Raw genomic sequence first — 17,437 nt, 5'->3', positions numbered from 1 at the left:
GAAAATATCCGACACGACATTTCGCTATCTGCTAATTTTTACCGGACGAATCGTATCACGTGCAATTTTTTCTGGCGGCCAAGAATTGTCAAGCATACTTTTCTAATTTATTTCAGCGCTGTCCAGCGGGGAATGAGTCTCGAACGGCCCGACCGTGGCCTGTTCCGCGCGCGTTTCTAACGGATTGAGGTTGATGCAATTGCCGGAAATGGTCCGACACAGGTCACCGGGGCCATTCCCCCCCGCCGGACCATTGATCGAAATGTTTCCCGACCGGACATCGTAAGAGACCGCACCAGCGTGGGCGAAATCGGTCGCAGTGCCTCCGACGCCAGTGAGAAACTGCGGCGTGCCCGTCGTCAGCGTTAGTCCCGGTACGTTCGTCAGCGCCATGCCGTTTACGGCAATACCGCCCGGCGCCGCCACGATGACGGCCGCCGGCGATCCGAAAACCTCGAGCGGCCCGTTCAGCGTCGCGATGTTGTTGGACGTGACCTGATTGATGATGGTCGTCGCTGGCCGACCGTTCAGGTTCGGGTTGGCGCCAAGCGTACCGCCGAGCAGCGGCGTGCCTGCCACCGTGCTGTTATTGAGCACGAGGCCGCGCGACTCGACGTCGAAAGACTGGTACTGCCCAACGCTGATTCCGTTTGAGTTGGCACCCGGAATGTTGATCGCAGGCACGCCCGTGCTGGTCTGCGTGACGGACGGCTGGAACGGAATCGGCGCACGCGGATCGACGATCGGCGCCGCGTGCGCGGTTTGGTCGGCGAGCAAGACAGCCGGACTGAAATACATCACGACCGTCATCACCCACGCGGTCGCCTTGACCCAAAGCCCGTGCTCTTTGCTTTTCAACGAAGCATGGTCGAAGACAATCGTCTGCTTGGCCGTTCCCCGTTGAACGTGCCGTTTCTCGATATCGCGCATGACGCGGCGCATGGTTGGTCTCGCTTGGTATTTTCGGCAGATGATTGCACATGAAAATCCGCAAGACAGTCAATAATTGTCATGCCCTGAAATGACAGCGCACGCATATATTACGCAACGTTTTCAAATATTTTTCTGATTGCTATATTTAGTGCAGCGACCGCCTCGTGGCTTTTTTTGCGAATCATTTCATCGCGAGTTTTATGCAGATAGGCGATTGACTTCTCGATCAGGCAAAACCGCATGAATTGGACTCGGTTGCTTGTTCGCGCAAATCGCGGACAAGACATCGAGCGCAATTTGTCATGGTGTTGCCCGGCTTGAAGGCACCTTGATGGCAATGCGGGCTTCGATCGATGCCCCGCGAACGGCGCTCGCTCACGCGATGGACAACCCGGACGGAAAACGCGGACGCGAGCCGACGCCGGGTGAACCATACTGCCCGGCCCGACTCGCCATCCGCATCGACAACCTCGCTACGCGTTACGCGTATTCGTACACCCCGCGCCCCGCCTTCCGCCCGAGCCGCCCTGCCGACACCATCTCGCGCAGCAGCGGGCACGCACGATACTTGGGATCGCCGAAGTCCTTCACGAACACGTCCATCACCGCGAGGCACACGTCGAGGCCGACGAGGTCGGCCAGCGCGAGCGGCCCGATCGGGTGGTTCGCGCCGAGCTTCATCCCCGCGTCGATCTCCTCGGCCGACGCGATGCCTTCGGCCAGCACGAAGAACGCCTCGTTGATCATCGGCACGAGGATCCGGTTCACGACGAAGCCCGGCGAGTTGCGCACGCCGATCGGCGACTTGTCGAAACGCTCGGTCAGTTCGCGCACGGCCGACGCGGTCGCGTCGCTCGTCTGCAGCCCGCGGATGATCTCGACCAGCGGCATCAGCGGCACCGGGTTGAAGAAGTGCATGCCGACGAAGCGCGCCGGATCGGCGAGCGGCGCCGCGAGCGCGGTGATCGAGATCGACGACGTGTTGGTCGCGACGATCGCGTCGGGCCGCGCGACGGCCTCGATCTGCTTCAGGATGCGGCCCTTCAGCTCGACGTTCTCGGTCGCGGCTTCGATCACGATGTCGGCCGACGCGAGCTTCGCGTAGTCGGTCGACGTCGTGATGCGCGCCAGCGCCGCGTCGCGTGCGGCCGCGTCGAGCTTGTCCTTCGACACGAGCCGCTCGAGGCTGCCCTTCAGCGTCGCGATGCCCTTGTCGAGCGCGGCGTCGCTGACGTCGATCATCACGACGTTGAATCCCGCAACGGCGGCGGTCTGCGCAATGCCGTTGCCCATGGTTCCGGCGCCCACGACGCCGACGATTTCGATGGCCATGAAATTTCCTGTGTGTTCGGGTGCTGAGTGTCCGATTATCAGATGTTCTCGAAGATCGCAGCAATCCCCTGGCCGCCGCCGATACACATCGTCACGAGCGCGTAACGCCCGCCGATGCGCTTCAGCTCGTACAGCGCCTTGACCGTGATCAACGCACCGGTCGCGCCAATCGGGTGACCGAGCGAGATGCCCGACCCGTTCGGGTTGACCTTCGCGGGATCGAGGCCGAGTTCCTGCGTGACCGCGCAGGCCTGCGCGGCGAACGCCTCGTTCGCCTCGATCACGTCGAGATCGGTAATCTTCAGGCCCGCGCGTTCGAGCGCCTTCTGCGTGGCCGGCACGGGGCCGATGCCCATGTAGGCCGGATCGACGCCCGCGTGCGCATACGCGACGAGGCGTGCGAGCGGCTTCACGCCCTGCGCGCGGGCGGCGTCGGCGCTCATCATCAGCACGGCCGCGGCCGCATCGTTGATGCCCGATGCGTTGCCGGCCGTCACGGTGCCGTTCTCCTTCGCGAACACCGGGCGCAGCTTCGTGAAATCGTCCGCGCTCGCGTCGTGACGCACGTGCTCGTCGGTGTCGAACGCGACCTCGCCCTTCTTCGTGCGAATCGCGATCGGCAGGATCTGATCCTTGAAACGCCCTTCCGCGATCGCGCGCGCCGCGCGACGATGCGATTCGAGTGCGAGCGCATCCTGCGCGTCGCGCGAGATGTCGTACTTGCGTGCGACATTCTCGGCCGTCACGCCCATGTGGATCGTCTGGAACGGGTCGTGCAGCGCGCCGAGCATCATGTCGACGAGCTTGCCGTCGCCCATGCGCTGGCCGAAGCGCGCGGCCGGCACGGTGTACGGCGCGCGGCTCATGCTCTCCGCCCCGCCGCCGATCGCGACGTCGGCATCGCCGAGCATGATCGTCTGCGCGGCCGACACGATCGCCTGCAGGCCCGAACCACACAGCCGGTTCACGTTCATCGCGGGCGTGTGCTGTGCGACGCCGCCGTCGATCGCCGCGACGCGCGACAGATACATGTCCTTCGGCTCCGTGTTCACGACGTGACCGAACACGACATGCCCGACCGCATCGCCCGGCACGTTCGCGCGCGACAGCACTTCGCGCACGACCTTCGCACCGAGCTCGGTCGGCGAGAAATCCTTCAGGCTGCCGCCGAAATCACCGATCGCGGTACGGACACCGCTCACCACCACGACTTCTTTCGCTGCATTGCTCATCGTCTGCTCCGGTTCGTTCGCGCACGCATGCGCGCTGATGCGTTACATGTTCGGATAATTCGGCCCGCCGCCGCCTTCGGGCGTGACCCACACGATGTTTTGCGTCGGGTCCTTGATGTCGCAGGTCTTGCAGTGCACGCAGTTCTGCGCGTTGATCACCAGCCGATCGCTGCCGTCGTCGTTCTTCACGAACTCATAGACCGCCGCCGGGCAGAAGCGCCCCTCCGGCCCCGCGTACGTGCGCAGGTTCACGTTCACCGGCACGCTCGCATCCTTCAGCGTCAGGTGCGCCGGCTGGTTCTCCTCGTGGTTCGTGTTCGAGATGAACACCGACGACAGCCGGTCGAACGTCAGCTTGCCGTCCGGCTTCGGATACTCGATCGGCTCGCACTGCGACGCCGGCTTCAGCGTCTCGTGGTCTGCGTGCTGGTGATGCAGCGTCCACGGCACGTTGCCGCCCATCACCTTCTGCTCGAGCCCGACCATCAGCGTGCCGAGATACAGCCCCTTGGCCATCCACTGCTTGAAGTTGCGCGCGCGGTACAGCTCCGTGTACAGCCACGACTGCTTGAACGCGTCCGGGTACGCGTTGAGTTCATCGCTCTGGCGGCCGGCCTGCACCGCGTCGAACGCGGCGTCCGCCGCCAGCATGCCGGTCTTGATCGCCGCGTGGCTGCCCTTGATCCGCGATGCGTTCAGGAAACCCGCGTCGTCGCCGATCAGCGCGCCGCCCGGGAACACCGTCTTCGGCAGCGACAGCAGCCCGCCCGCGGTGATCGCGCGCGCACCGTACGACACGCGCTTGCCGCCTTCGAGGAACGCGCGGATCGACGGATGCGTCTTGTAGCGCTGGAATTCCTCGAACGGCGACAGGTACGGGTTCGTGTAGCCGAGGCCGACCACGAAGCCGACCACGACCTGGTTGTTGTCCATGTGATACAGGAACGAGCCGCCGTAGGTATCCGACTTCAGCGGCCAGCCGGCCGTGTGGATCACGAGGCCCGGCTTGTGCTTCGCCGGATCGATTTCCCACAGCTCCTTGATGCCGATCCCGTACGCCTGCGGATCGGCGTTCGCATCGAGCTTGAACTTCGAGATCAGCTGGCGGCCGAGGTGGCCGCGGCAGCCTTCGGCGAACAGCGTGTACTTCGCGTGCAGCTCCATGCCGAGCTGGAAGTTCTCGGTCGGCTCGCCGTTCTTGCCCACGCCCATGTTGCCGGTCGCGACGCCCTTCACCGAGCCGTCGTCGTTGTAGAGAATCTCCGCGGCCGGGAAGCCCGGGAAGATCTCGACACCGAGCGCTTCGGCCTGCTGGCCGAGCCAGCGCGTGACGTTGCCGAGCGAAATCACGTAGTTGCCGTGGTTCTTGAAGTTCTCGGGCAGTGCCCAGTTCGGCGTCGTCACCGCGCTCTTCTCGGACAGGAACAGGAAGCGGTCTTCCGTCACCTCGACGGTGAGCGGCGCGCCCTGTTCCTTCCAGTCGGGGAACAGTTCGGTGATCGCGCGCGGGTCCATCACCGCGCCCGACAGGATGTGCGCGCCGATCTCGGAACCCTTCTCGAGCACGCACACGCCGATCTCGGTGCCTTTCTCGGCGGCCAGCTGCTTGAGCCGGATCGCCGCCGACAGCCCGGCGGGGCCGCCGCCGACGATCACGACGTCGTATTCCATCGATTCGCGCGGGCCGTATTGCGCGAGCAAGTCCTGTGTGGTCAAAATCCTGTCTCCTCCTGCGTCCCGACCGTCAGCCGGTCAGAACTGGTCTTCCGTCAACGCGAGCACGCTCTCGTTGCCCTTCGCGCCGACGATCGACGCTTCGAGCGCGCCGGCCTGCACGAGAACGTGCTCCGCATAGCATTGCGCGATCGCGATCTTCGCGTCGAAGAACGCCGGGTCGCTCGCGCGGTTCGCCTGCGCGGCCACCAGCGCGCGCGCCATCTGCCATCCGCACAGCACCACGCCCGCCAGCTTCAGGTACGGCACGCTGCCCGCGAACACCGCGTTCGGGTCCTGCTTCGCGTTCGCCACCACGTAGTCCACCACCGACGACAGCGCGCGCGCACCCTTTTCCAGCTGCACCTTCATCGACGCGGCCGCCGCGCCGTCCAGCCTGCCCAGCGCCGCCACCGTGTCGCCGATCTCCGCGATCAGCGCCTTCGCCACCGCGCCGCCGTCGCGCATCGTCTTGCGGCCGACCAGGTCGTTCGCCTGGATCGCCGTCGTCCCTTCGTAGATCGCCAGGATCCGCGCATCGCGGTAGTACTGCGCCGCGCCCGTCTCCTCGATGAAGCCCATCCCGCCGTGCACCTGCACGCCCAGGCTCGCCACGTCGTTCACCATCTCCGTGCTCCAGCCCTTCACGACCGGCACCAGATACTCGTAGATTGCCTGATGACGGCCACGCGTCGCCTCGTCCGAATGGCGGTGGGCAATGTCGCTGTGCGCGGCCGCCACGTACGCCAGCGCCCGCGCGCCTTCGGTCAGTGCACGCATCGTGCCGAGCATGCGGCGCACGTCCGGGTGATGGATGATCGTCACCGACTGCTTCGCCGAGCCATCCACCGGACGGCTCTGCACGCGTTCCTTCGCGAACGCCGCCGCCTTCTGGTACGCGCGATCGGCCACGCCGATCCCCTGCATCCCGACCCCGAAGCGCGCCGCGTTCATCATGATGAACATGTATTCGAGGCCGCGGTTCTCTTCGCCGATCAGGTAGCCGATCGCGCCGCCGTGGTCGCCGTATTGCAGCACCGCCGTCGGGCTCGCCTTGATCCCGAGCTTGTGCTCGATCGACACGCAGTGCACGTCGTTGCGCGCGCCCAGCGAGCCGTCCTCGTTGACCAGGAACTTCGGCACGATGAACAGCGAGATGCCCTTCACGCCTTCCGGCGCGTTCGGCGTGCGCGCCAGCACCAGGTGGACGATGTTGTCCGCCATGTCGTGCTCGCCCCACGTGATGAAGATCTTCGTGCCGAACACCTTGTACGTGCCGTCGCCCTGCGGCTCGGCGCGCGAGCGCACCAGCGCCAGATCGGAGCCCGCCTGCGGCTCGGTCAGGTTCATCGTCCCCGTCCATTCGCCGGAGATCAGCTTCGGCACGTAGCGCTGCTTCTGCTCGTCGGTGCCGGCCGTCAGCAGTGCCTCGATCGCGCCGTCGGTCAGCAGCGGGCACAGCGCGAACGACAGGTTCGACGCGTTCAGCATCTCGATGCACGGCGTCGCGATCAGCTTCGGCAGCCCCTGGCCGTCGTACTCGGCCGGATGCTGCAGCCCCTGCCAGCCGCCTTCGACGAACTGGCGGAACGCGTCGCCGAAGCCCGGCGTCGCGGTCACGACACCGTCCTTCCAGCTGCTCGGGTTGCGGTCGCCTTCGACGTTCAGCGGCGCCAGCACCTCGCCGCAGAACTTCGCGGACTCGTCGAGCACGGCCTGCGCCGTGTCGTAACCGGCATCCTCGAAACCCGGCAACTGCGCGACGGCGTCGATACCCGCGAGTTCCTTCAGCACGAACAGCATGTCCTTGACGGGGGCGTTATAGCTCATGGTCGATGTTCCAAATCAGGCGGTGAATGAGGCGCGCTACCGGGCCGGTACGGCAAGACCGGCCGGCCCCGGGCGACGACGTGACCCATCGTAATGCCGCAATGGCCGGTTCCCGTTGTCATATCCGGCCCACATGGTGACAAAATCGGCCACGGGTTGCGTGGGCGCGGCCGGAAACGGCCGGCTGGATAAGGGTTTGGCCGGAGCCGGTTTCGATGAAAACGGTGAGCAATCGACGTGCCGGCCGATGGGGTCGAAGCGGCGCAGCATGCCGGCGGCAACGGGAGCCGGTTATGGGAATCGCCTATGGGAGCCGGCCATGGGAGCGAACGAAGGAAGCCGGTTATGGGAACCGGCTTGAAAAAAACGCACTACGCGCGCCGCCGATACGTCCCCGGCGTACTCCCCGTCCAGTGCCGGAACGCGCGATGAAACGCGCTCGGATCGTCGAAGCCGATATCGGCGCCGATCGCCGCGATCGTGTCGGGCGTGCCGATCAGCCGCTGGATCGCGATGTCGCGCCGCAGTTCGTCCTTGAGCGCCTGGAACGTCGTCCCTTCGGCGGCAAGATGGCGGCTCAGCGTGCGCACCGAGCAATGCAGGTGCTCGGCCGCCTGGTCGATCACGGGCAGGTCGGGCAGCGCCGCCGACAGGTATTGCCGCACGCGATGGCACACGAGCTGTTCACTGAACGATTCGAAGATCCAGTCGCCGGGCGCGCGCGCGAGAAACTTGCGCAGGTTGCGCTTGCTCTGCCGGATCGGCGCATCGAGGTAGTCCGCGCTGAAGCGCATCAGCGTGCGCTCGCAGTCGAACTGCACGGAGCCGGTGAAGAAGTACAGGTGGTCGACCGCATGGCGCGGCCGCGGGCACGCGAACTCGATCCGCAGCAGCGGGATCTTCTGCCCGATCAGCCAGGAACATACGCCGTGCACGAGCTTGAGCATCAGCTCCTGGCCGAGCGCGCCGATCGGGCCGATGGCGTCGTTCGGGCGCAGCAGCACCTGCGCGACGAGACCGTCGCGCTTCGATTCGACGAAGAAGTCGTCGAGCAGGATATGGAAGAACTGGCCGAAGCGATGCAGCGCCGTTTCGAGGTTGCGCGCATCGAGCAGGCTCAGGCACAGATACTTCAGCGTGCCGCCGCGCAGCGGGCGCGAGAAGATGCCGGGCATCTCGTCGTCGAGGTCGATCGCGAGCGTGCGGTACAGCGTCGAGAACTGCTCCTCCGTCACGCGTGCATGCGGCTCGCCGAGCAGCTCGATCGGAATGCCGGCCCCGCGCAGGTAGCGTTCGACCACGTCGCGCTGCGCCCCCGCGCTCGCGAGGAAACCGTTGACGAGCGAGATCGGCACCGTCGCGCTCGGCGACGGCAGCGCACGCCCGGGCTGGGCGGAAAGTGAATCTGAGCCGGTCATCGCGTCCCCGTCGATCGAACCGCTCGCATTGTACTTGAGCGGCCCGCGCGCCTGCTTCGGGGCCTTCGGCGCGCCGGGCCGCGCCGCCGCGGCCGCGCGGCGCTTCGGCGCCATCAGTCGGTGCGGCTGAGTTCCCGGCGCAGGATCTTGCCGACCGTCGACTTCGGCAGCCGGTCGACGAAGCGGACGAGCTTCGGCACCTTGTAGGCCGCGAGGCTCTCGCGGCAATGCGCGACGAGCTGCGCCTCCGTCACGTCGGCATCCGGCGCCGGCACCACGAACAGCTTGACGGCCTCGCCGGTGCGCGCGTCCGGCACGCCGATGCATGCGCATTCGGCGACGCCCGGCAGCGCGGTCGCGACGGCTTCCACCTCGTTCGGGTACACGTTGAAGCCCGACACGATGATCATGTCCTTCTTGCGGTCGACGATCCGCAGGAAGCCGGCTGCGTCGAACACGCCGACGTCGCCGGTGCGGAAATAGCCGTCCGCCGTGAACGCGGCCGTATTCGCTTCCGGCTTCTGCCAGTAGCCGGTCATCACCTGCGGCCCCTTCACGCAGATCTCGCCCGCTTCGCCGATCGCGACCTCGCTATCCTGGTCGTCGAGCAGCTTCACGTCGGTCGACGGCAGCGGCAGGCCGGTGCTGCCCGTGAATGCGTCGATCGACTGCGGGTTGAACGACACGACCGGCGACGTTTCCGACAGTCCGTAGCCCTCGCGGATGAAATTGCCCGTCACCGCCTTCCAGCGCGACGAGATCACGTCGATCACCGCCGCGCCGCCGCCGGCCGACAGCTTCAGCCGCGACCAGTCGACTTCCTTCAGGCGCGGATGGCCGGCGAGCCCCGCGTACAGCGTGTTCACGCCGACGAACACGGTCGGCCGCGCGGCCTTCAGCACGTCGATGAACGCGTCCATGTCGCGCGGATTCGCGACGAGCCAGTTCTGCGCGCCGATCGCGAAGTAGGACAGGAAGTTCACCGTCAGCGCGAAGATGTGGTACAGCGGGATCGCGGTGACGACGACTTCCTCGCCCGGCACCCGCGCGTCCGCGACGATCGCCGCGAACTGTTCGATGTTCGCGACGAGGTTGCGGTGCGACAGCGCGGCGCCCTTCGACAATCCGGTCGTGCCGCCCGTGTATTGCAGCAGCAGCAGGTCCGCGCCGCCCAGCGCGGCCGGCTCGCACGCGAGCGATTCGCCTGCGGCGATCGCGTCCGCGAGCGCGATCGAACCGGGCGGCAGCGCGTCGCACGCACCGGCCGGCGCATCGACCACGCCCAGATCGCCGCGCCCCACGCTCAGCACGGTGCGCACGCGCGTGCCGCCGACCACGTCGGCGAACGTGCCCATCGACCCGCCGCACACCACGGCGACCTCGACGCCAGCGTCGTTGAGCTGATGCTCGAGCTCGCGCGCGGTGTAGTGCGGGTTCACGTTGACCTGGATCGCGCCGATCCTTGCGACGGCGACGAACACGACAGGAAACGCGAGCACGTTGGGCAGCATCACGGCCACGCGATCGCCCTTGCGCACGCCGACGACCTGCTGCAGATACGCGGCCAGCGCGCTCGACAGGCGGTCGACATCGGCATAGGTCAGCGTGCGGCCGAACGCATGGAACGCGGGACGATCGGCGAAGCGGCGCATCGCGTCGTCCAGCAGCGCGCTGACGGAAGGATGGCGATCGGCGTCGATCTCGGCGGGGATCGAGCCATACGACCCGGTCCAGTGTCTGTTCGTCATGTCTCGCTCCTGGGGGACGGCGCACCGCCCGGCCGGGAACCGCCCCGGGCCGGCCTCGCGCCGTTCGCACGGCGGCCTGCACGCCTGGGTGGCGCGGGCCGTCGCCTGATCGGCGACTATCGCCCGCGCGACGCGCTTTGAAAATGATCCGGCCGGCCGAAAAGATGATCGAAACGGACACGATAGGCGGTGGCCGGCCGGTCTCCAGCCCCATCCGTCAAGCCGCCCGCCCCAGGCAGGCCACGTGCGCCGGCCGGCATCAGGGTGAACCCTGTGGCGCCCGGAACCGTTCCCGCTCAGAATTACGTTCCGTCAACGATATCGATTCGGACGCAGGACCCGTCATGCCGCGCAGTGCGCTCTTGAACCCGACGGCTGCCCGCGCAGACCGCCTGCCGGACGCCCCGCCCGCCCACGCATTGCGCGAGAAGCGCTTCTCGCCGGCCAAGCTGGCCGCGCTCGTCGCGGTCGCGGCGGAGGCCGGCCTCGACCCGGCCACGGTGCTCGACGGCACGGGCCTCGATCCGGCCGCCGTCGCCGATCCGTTCACGCTCACGTCGCCCGAGCAGTTCCTGCGCGCCGCGCGCAATGCGATCGGCCGCTACGACGGCACGGATCTCGGCGTGCGCGTCGGCCGCCTGCTGCACGTGTCGAGCTACGGGATGTACGGCTACGCGATGCTGTGTTCGGAATCGCTCGCGCACGCGTTCGACTCGGCGGTCAAGTATCACCGGCTCGCGAACGGCATGCTCGCGATCCGCTGGGTCGAACAGGGTGACACCGCGTCGTGGCTGTTTCCGGACCGGCACGAAGTCGCGCTGCCCGATCTCGACGAAGCGCTGTACCGCTTCCTGATCGACATGCAGTTCGCGCTGCACGTGACGATCATCAAGGACGTGATGGGCGCGTGGTGCGTGCCGGCGCGCGCGCAATTCGCACAGCCGCAGCCGCCGCACGCGGCGCTGCTGTCCGACGCGCTCGAATGCCCGCTCGCGTTCGACCAGCCGCACCACACGCTCAGTTATCCGGCCGCGTGGCTGACACGCGCGCCGCAGCTCGCGAATCCGATCACGGCCGCGCAGGTATCGTCGCACTGCGCGCAGTTGCTCGACGAATTGCGCAGCCAGTCGGGCATCACGCGACGCGTCTACCAGGAGCTCACCCGCACGCCCGGACACTTCCCGGACATCGACGCGATCGCGGACCTCCTCTGCATCACGTCACGCACGCTGCGCCGCAAGCTCGAAGCCGAAGGCACGTCGTACAGCGAACTGCTGACGAGCGTGCGCAAGGCGCTCGCGATCGACTATCTCAGCACCACCACGCTCAGCATCGAGGACATCGCGCTGACGCTCGGCTTCAGCGATGCGGTCGGATTCCGTCACGCGTTCAAGCGCTGGACCGGCACCACGCCGAGCGACGTGCGGCGCAAGCGCGGCGGCTGAACGCGGACGACGACGCTGACGAATTTCAGCGCGCGTCGCCGGCCGCCGGCGACGCGACCGCCAGCGCAAACTCGAACACCGCGCCGCGCCCGGCCCGGTCGACGAGCCGGATGCTGCTGCCGTTGAGCGCCAGCATCCGGTGCACGATCAGCAGGCCGAGCCCGCCGCTCGTCACCGAGCCGCCGCTCATCGGCCGCTGCGGCCGCTGGAACAGCCCTTCGCGGCGCGCCGCCGGAATCCCTTCGCCGGTATCCGACACGGTCACGACCACGCGGTCGCCCCGCGGCTCCAGCGCGACCTCGACCTCGCCGTGCGAAGGCGTGTGCCGCAGCGCGTTGTCGAGCAGGTTGGTCAGCACGCGCTCGATCATCCCGAGATCGGCCGACACGACCGGCACGCGCGGCGGGATCCGCGCATGCAGCACGATGCCGCGCGCCTGCGCGGCCAGCTCGAATTTCTGGAACACGTCCTGCACGAGATCGACCAGCGAGAACGGCTCGCGCTCGGCCTGCACGCCGCCCGATTCGAGCCGCGCGAGCTCGAACAGCGCCTGCGCGAGCCGGCCGACCTTCGCGCTCTGCGCGAGCGCGATCGACAGGTAGCGCCGCCGTTCGGGTTCGGCGAGCGCGTCGGACTTCAGCGACAGCGTCTCCAGATAGCCGTGCAGCGACGTGAGCGGCGTGCGCAGGTCGTGCGAGATGTTCGTGATCAGTTCGCGCCGCTGCTGGTCCTGGTGCGTCAGCGCGCGCCACTGGTCGCCGATCCGGTCGGCCATCTGCGCGAACGCGGATTCGAGCACCGCGATTTCGTCGCCATGCCGGCCCGGCGGCGAGCGCGGCACCGGCGGCTGCGTGTCGGGCACGCCGTTCGCGTCGAAACGTCGCATCGCGTCCGTCAGCCGGCGCAGCGGGCGCGTGATGAAGCTGAACGCGGTGAGGCCCGCGAGCAGGCCGAGCAGCGCGACAACCGCCATCGACCACAGCGTCGTGCGCAGCACGTTGCCGGCGTCGACGCGCGCGGCCAGCCGGTCGTGCGCCTCGCCGAGCAGCACCACGTAGATATAGCCCGACGGCGGCTGCCCGGCGCGCTGCAGCGGCGCGGCGCTGAACACCTTGCGCGCGTCGGGGCTGCGCGGATCGTCGCCGAGGATCGGCAGCGGCTGGCCCGCGATGAAACGCTGCACGGGAGCAAGATCGACGCGGTCGCGCTTCACGTGGCCAGGCGGCGCATCGTCGCCCTTGATCCGCCCCGCGTTGTCGAGCAGGTACACCTCGACGCTCGGGTTCACGCCCATCAGCTGGCCGAACAGCGTGCGCACGGCGTCGGGGCGCAGCCCGTTCGCGTCCATCAGCGGCGCGCTGTTGGCGATGTTGGCGGCCAGGTCGCGCGACAGCCCCTGCACGACTTCCTTCTCGCGCATGTCGTTCGCGCGGATCTGCAGCCACGCGGATGCGCCGGAGCATGCGAGCAGCAGGATCGAGAACACGAGCGACAGCCGCTGGGTGAGCGTGAGTTTCATGACGCGTCCCGCTGGCCCGGCGCGGCGAGCTTGTAGCCGCGTCCCCACACGGTGAGGATTCGCACGGGCTCGGCCGGATCGGCCTCGATCTTCGCGCGCAGCCGGTTGATGTGGGTGTTGACCGTGTGTTCGTAGCCTTCGTGCCGGTAGCCCCACACGGCATTGAGCAGGTCCATCCGCGAAAACACCTTGCCCGGGTGCCGCGCGAAGAAATACAGCAGGTCGAATTCGCGCGGCGTGAGGTCGATGCGCGCGCCGTCGACGCTCGCCTCGCGCGCGATCGGGTCGATCGACAGCCCGGCGATGTCGAGCGTGCCCGCGTCGATCCGCGAATCGCGCGCGAGCGCATCGACGCGCCGCAGCAGCGCCTTCACGCGCGCGACGAGTTCGAGCACCGAGAACGGCTTCGCCAGATAGTCGTCGGCGCCGAGTTCGAGGCCGAGGATCCGGTGCACCTCGCTCGACCGCGCGCTCGTGATGATGATCGGCGTATAGCGCGTCATCGCACGCGCGCGCCGGCAGATTTCGAGGCCATCGACGCCCGGCAGCATCAGGTCGAGGATCAGCGCGTCCCAGTTGCCCTGTTCGAGCAGGCGCAGCCCTTCGGCGCCGTCCGCGCTGTGCACGACTTCGTAGCGCTCGTCGCGCAGGTGCAGGCTCAGCACGTCGGCGATGTCGGCGTCGTCCTCGACGATCAGGATGCGTTTCGGATGGTCCATGGCGGTGGGCGGCGGCAGGTCGGGCTCGGGTTCGGGTTCGGGTTCGGGTTCGGTAACGGTTGCGACAACGGTTGTCGGGATTGTCGGTTGCCGGGGGCAAATCGCGGCGCAACGCCGCGCTGCCGCCATTGTGCAAAATTTTGCGGCGGCGAGTGATCACAAATCATTTAACTTTGGATCGTGTCTGTGCTGTGAGCCAATGCCTGTAAGGCTTTCCGTTCCAGCCCCCAATACAGCTACGACAATGCGCTGGCCGAAACGATCAACGGCCTGTACAAGACGGAACTGATTCATCGGCGCGCCCCTTGGAAAACGAGGGAATCCGTCGAACTGGCAACGCTGGAATGGGTCGCCTGGTACAACCTTCATCGCCTGATGGAACCGCTCGGCTATATCCCGCCTGCTGAAGCTGAGGCAAACTACTACAGGCATCTCGGAAACGTTGATGAAGTGCCTGCATTAACTTAAACCAACTGGCCTCCACGATTCCCGGTGCGGTTCATCTGGGGATTCTCAAGCCTGGAAGAGCGCATGAACCTGCGGGCACAGCACTATGCCGCAGGACTATGGCCGCCTGACGGCGGCCCCCAGCAGATCGAGAAGGCGACCTCGACGATTTGCCTGCCTGAAGCGCGGCCGCCGATGTGCCGAGGTCAGTGAGAGCGATGTGCAGATCCTGAGCACGTCGCTCAGCGACTATGGATAGGTGGGAGCCACATGCTGCGGAACCAGCACAGACTATTGGGACGGAACGATAGTGATGATGTCAGAAAATCCAGCGATCGCCCTCGTCGGGCCGGGGGCCATCGGCACGACTGTGGCGGCGGCCCTTCATGAGGTCGGACGCACACCGACCATTTTCGGCCGCTCAGCGCACGAACACCTGGAACTGCGCTTCGACGGCGGTCATATCGTGGTACCTGGACCTGTGCGAACCAATCCGGCCGAGGTCGAAAATACATTCGACCTGGTTTTTGTCGCGGTGAAATCAACACAGGTGGACGCGGCAGCGTCGTGGCTTTCTGCCCTGTGCGGGAAGAGGACTGTTGTCTGCGTGTTGCAAAACGGCGTTGAACAGAAAACGCTCTTCGCGCCTTACGTGCCCGACAGTCTAGTCTTACCTTCGGTGGTATGGTTCCCTGCCCAACGCGAACCTGACGCCTCGGTCTGGCTACGGGGCAAAGCGCGCCTTACATTGCCAGACACGCCGGAGAGCAGCATCGTCCTTGCGGCGTTGAGAGGCACGCGATGTTCGGTCGACGTCGTGGCCGACTTCACGTCCGTCGCGTGGCGCAAGCTTTTACAGAACGCGGTCGCCGGCTTAATGGTTCTCGCGGGTCGTCGCGCTGGCATGTATTCCCGCACCGACGTTGCCGGGCTGGCTCTAGCCTATTTGCAGGAGTGTCTTGAGGTTGCTCGGGCAGAGGGTGCGACGCTGGGCGACGAGGTCCCGCAGGCGATCGTGGATGCATTCCGTAGTTACCCGGCCGACCTGGGCACTTCGATCCTCGCCGACCGACAAGCTGGCCGTCCCCTTGAATGGGACAGCCGAAACGGAGTCGTGCAGCGTTGTGCTCGATCACACGGAATTCCTACGCCGATTAGCGATCTGGTCGTGCCACTTCTGGCAGCCGCGAGCGACGGCCCGGGCTAAGATTTCCCGTCGATCTGATTTCGATCTATCGTGCCGTGACTCGCCGCTCTGTCGGCCGCTGCGTCCATGTTGTATAAGGCAGTTCGGCGCGATTCTTTGCAGCGTCGCCCGTAAAAGTCACGCGTGGCTCGTTCGCCCCGAGACCGAACAGCAGGCTACGAGGAGTATGTCCTCGCGCGGCAATCGCTCCGATGCCGCCGATGAACATTTCTTTAGCCGCCACGCGGCGAACGCGAGACGAACTTGCGCGCACACCGGGAACCCAGCGGACGACGGCTCAGCCGTAGCACGCGACCGCTTCCCACATATCGGGTAGTGCGTTCGCTTGAGGAATCATACCGCCCGGCCAGGAGAAGCCAATTTCTCTATTTTTTTCGATTCCGGTGATTTGGAGATTTTTTCTACTTGTTCGGTGCTCTGATCAACACATACATATCCGAAGCGCAGGGGCAGGCCGGCGCGCTCGCCTGGCACCGCGCACGGACACGAACACCGACACGAGCATCGTGAATAGTAACGACCCGCCGCTCGAGCAAAGCCCGGGGGAGCCCTCGTCGTACTTTCGCACCGCTTTCGTTGAACGCCCCAAATACTCCGATGCGTCCTTTCCGGAAGCAACGATCCTCGCGAACGCCCGTTCGCTCGTCGGTTGCCTTGGGCCGGCGGCCAGCGCGTCGCTAGCGCGAAGTCAGCAGAATCTTCAGGATTCCTGCACGGCAATCCCACCTCAGAAATTGTGGGCCAATCCGATCATGAACATGTCCTGGTCCGTGTTGTTGCCGGTCGCGACACGGTTGAAGCGGAGATTCGCAGTCCAGTCCTTGGTAAATTCATAGCCGATCTGCGCGCTGAGAAGCGCAGCAAGCTTCATCCGGCTGGACGGCGCACTCTTGTCGTATGCAAGATAGGGGCCGACTCCGGCACTGAGACTCCATCTGCTCAAGATTGGCGCAACGTACCAGAGTTGGGCCGCGGCGCCCCTTCTGGCAGCGACGTCGTTGACGCCCTCGTAAACGAAGCTTGCCGAATATGCCCAGGCATTGCCGATCGGTCGTTTGAGCTCGACCATGTACCCCTTCTGGATGGGAACCCGCGGCCGGTTCGTTTGCGAGGTTCCGGCCCAGACGCTCAGCTGAGTCCTGCCGTCGGACAGCGACGGATGAGGGTCGCCGCCGAATCCCGAGCCGATGCCGAACAGCACCATATCGGATGAGTGGCCGCCCGCGATCTGAACACGGTTGTACTGCGCCTTGAGATAGATGCCATTGGGCGTAAGCTCGTAGCGTAACGCAGCCGACGCGCGGATTCCGAGACGCTTCTCGTTGCGCGCCCCATCACCGACGTGTGTCGTGTTCATGCTGAAGTACGGACCTGCCGCAAACTCGAGCGCCGTCCTTCCGCCAAGCGGCAAGCGCGCCGCGCCGAGCAGCGCGAAACCGTCGCGATGGTTGTCCGTCGGATGGCCTTCGTTCAGGTAGGCGACGAACACCGACGCGTAATCGTTCAGTGCCTGGCCAAAGCCGACTTCGTAAGCGCGCCAGTGCATGTTGCCGCCCTCGCTCGCACGGCCATTCCCATAAATGGCGTATGCGTCGAGTGTGCGTTGCCCCGGGGCGGGCCCGCTCGACGGGCCCGGCGCGCCTTCATCGGCATTCGCAAAGCCCGCGACAGCCAGGCCAACGGCGGCAACGAACGCATAACGGAAGCGAACATCAGAGTGTTTTCCCATTCCGGCACGCTCCAGCAATAACAATGGCAACAAACCAGAGGATCGAATCGCGCCGCGATCTGCAGGCGCCGGTATCCCTGGCGCCTTATAGCGCTCGCCGCGAGCGCTCACGCCTGGCCACCTCTCCGACGACAGTCGGCCATCACCGCGTGGCGGCCGGTGCCG

12 protein-coding genes and 1 pseudogene are annotated in these 17,437 nt (G+C 66.1%); 3 read left to right on the top strand and 10 right to left on the bottom strand.

Translation table 11 applies throughout. The features are described 5' to 3' along the window. Positions 1-102: 102 nt before the first annotated feature. The 7 genes from KVT39_RS11360 to KVT39_RS11330 all read right to left on the bottom strand — a co-directional run bounded on the left by KVT39_RS11360 (position 103) and on the right by KVT39_RS11330 (position 10,206). Positions 103-942, bottom strand: a complete 840-nt coding sequence (locus tag KVT39_RS11360) for a filamentous hemagglutinin N-terminal domain-containing protein (protein ID WP_217589076.1) — start codon at positions 940-942, stop codon at positions 103-105. Between the two features lie 471 nt (positions 943-1,413). Next, positions 1,414-2,265: a 3-hydroxybutyryl-CoA dehydrogenase gene (locus KVT39_RS11355; RefSeq protein ID WP_217589075.1), complete on the bottom strand. Its 852-nt coding sequence runs from the start codon at positions 2,263-2,265 to the stop codon at positions 1,414-1,416. 38 nt (positions 2,266-2,303) lie between these two features. Continuing rightward, on the bottom strand, positions 2,304-3,497 hold the full coding sequence (gene bktB / locus KVT39_RS11350; RefSeq protein ID WP_131946853.1) for a beta-ketothiolase BktB: 1,194 nt from the start codon (positions 3,495-3,497) through the stop codon (positions 2,304-2,306). A 42-nt stretch (positions 3,498-3,539) separates the two neighbouring features. After that, on the bottom strand, positions 3,540-5,213 hold the full coding sequence (locus KVT39_RS11345) for an electron transfer flavoprotein-ubiquinone oxidoreductase (protein ID WP_217589074.1): 1,674 nt from the start codon (positions 5,211-5,213) through the stop codon (positions 3,540-3,542). Between the two features lie 36 nt (positions 5,214-5,249). Further along, positions 5,250-7,040, bottom strand: coding sequence for an acyl-CoA dehydrogenase (locus tag KVT39_RS11340; RefSeq protein WP_217589073.1), 1,791 nt, complete (start codon positions 7,038-7,040; stop codon positions 5,250-5,252). Between the two features lie 371 nt (positions 7,041-7,411). Beyond that, positions 7,412-8,572, bottom strand: coding sequence for an AraC family transcriptional regulator (locus KVT39_RS11335; protein ID WP_034185041.1), 1,161 nt, complete (start codon positions 8,570-8,572; stop codon positions 7,412-7,414). Next, complete coding sequence (locus KVT39_RS11330; RefSeq protein ID WP_217589072.1) at positions 8,572-10,206, bottom strand: AMP-binding protein; 1,635 nt, start codon at positions 10,204-10,206, stop codon at positions 8,572-8,574. The genes KVT39_RS11335 and KVT39_RS11330 overlap by 1 nt, the downstream gene beginning before the upstream one ends. A 344-nt stretch (positions 10,207-10,550) precedes the next feature. Here KVT39_RS11330 and KVT39_RS11325 point away from each other — a divergent pair, with 344 nt between their 5' ends. Next, on the top strand, positions 10,551-11,651 hold the full coding sequence (locus KVT39_RS11325; protein WP_105391470.1) for an AraC family transcriptional regulator: 1,101 nt from the start codon (positions 10,551-10,553) through the stop codon (positions 11,649-11,651). A 25-nt stretch (positions 11,652-11,676) separates the two neighbouring features. Here the strand turns inward: KVT39_RS11325 and KVT39_RS11320 are convergent, their stop codons facing one another. Continuing rightward, complete coding sequence (locus tag KVT39_RS11320) at positions 11,677-13,170, bottom strand: HAMP domain-containing sensor histidine kinase (protein WP_217589071.1); 1,494 nt, start codon at positions 13,168-13,170, stop codon at positions 11,677-11,679. Beyond that, complete coding sequence (locus KVT39_RS11315; protein ID WP_034185037.1) at positions 13,167-13,889, bottom strand: response regulator transcription factor; 723 nt, start codon at positions 13,887-13,889, stop codon at positions 13,167-13,169. Before KVT39_RS11315 ends, KVT39_RS11320 begins: the two co-directional genes overlap by 4 nt. A 216-nt stretch (positions 13,890-14,105) precedes the next feature. Here KVT39_RS11315 and KVT39_RS11310 point away from each other — a divergent pair. Continuing rightward, positions 14,106-14,357, top strand: a pseudogene (locus KVT39_RS11310) (integrase core domain-containing protein); the annotation flags it as partial. A gap of 289 nt (positions 14,358-14,646) precedes the next feature. Next, positions 14,647-15,543, top strand: a complete 897-nt coding sequence (locus KVT39_RS11305) for an oxidoreductase (RefSeq protein ID WP_105391472.1) — start codon at positions 14,647-14,649, stop codon at positions 15,541-15,543. A 727-nt stretch (positions 15,544-16,270) separates the two neighbouring features. On the opposite strand, the gene KVT39_RS11300 is transcribed toward KVT39_RS11305, so the two are convergent. Then, positions 16,271-17,272: a hypothetical protein gene (locus KVT39_RS11300; RefSeq protein ID WP_217589294.1), complete on the bottom strand. Its 1,002-nt coding sequence runs from the start codon at positions 17,270-17,272 to the stop codon at positions 16,271-16,273. Positions 17,273-17,437 lie beyond the last annotated feature (165 nt).

The organism is Burkholderia sp. GbtcB21 (genome assembly GCF_019091065.1).
Lineage (GTDB): Bacteria > Pseudomonadota > Gammaproteobacteria > Burkholderiales > Burkholderiaceae > Burkholderia > Burkholderia pyrrocinia_C.
This window is presented reverse-complemented; position numbering and strand designations above follow the sequence as displayed.

Coding starts and splice junctions, on each gene's coding strand:
- KVT39_RS11320 (WP_217589071.1), bottom strand. CDS start 13,170: ATGAAACTCACGCTCACCCAGCGGCTGTCGCTCGTGTTCTCGATCCTG.
- KVT39_RS11325 (WP_105391470.1), top strand. CDS start 10,551: ATGCCGCGCAGTGCGCTCTTGAACCCGACGGCTGCCCGCGCAGACCGC.
- KVT39_RS11335 (WP_034185041.1), bottom strand. CDS start 8,572: ATGGCGCCGAAGCGCCGCGCGGCCGCGGCGGCGCGGCCCGGCGCGCCG.
- KVT39_RS11300 (WP_217589294.1), bottom strand. CDS start 17,272: ATGGGAAAACACTCTGATGTTCGCTTCCGTTATGCGTTCGTTGCCGCC.
- KVT39_RS11360 (WP_217589076.1), bottom strand. CDS start 942: ATGCGCCGCGTCATGCGCGATATCGAGAAACGGCACGTTCAACGGGGA.
- KVT39_RS11340 (WP_217589073.1), bottom strand. CDS start 7,040: ATGAGCTATAACGCCCCCGTCAAGGACATGCTGTTCGTGCTGAAGGAA.
- KVT39_RS11315 (WP_034185037.1), bottom strand. CDS start 13,889: ATGGACCATCCGAAACGCATCCTGATCGTCGAGGACGACGCCGACATC.
- KVT39_RS11330 (WP_217589072.1), bottom strand. CDS start 10,206: ATGACGAACAGACACTGGACCGGGTCGTATGGCTCGATCCCCGCCGAG.
- bktB (WP_131946853.1), bottom strand. CDS start 3,497: ATGAGCAATGCAGCGAAAGAAGTCGTGGTGGTGAGCGGTGTCCGTACC.
- KVT39_RS11355 (WP_217589075.1), bottom strand. CDS start 2,265: ATGGCCATCGAAATCGTCGGCGTCGTGGGCGCCGGAACCATGGGCAAC.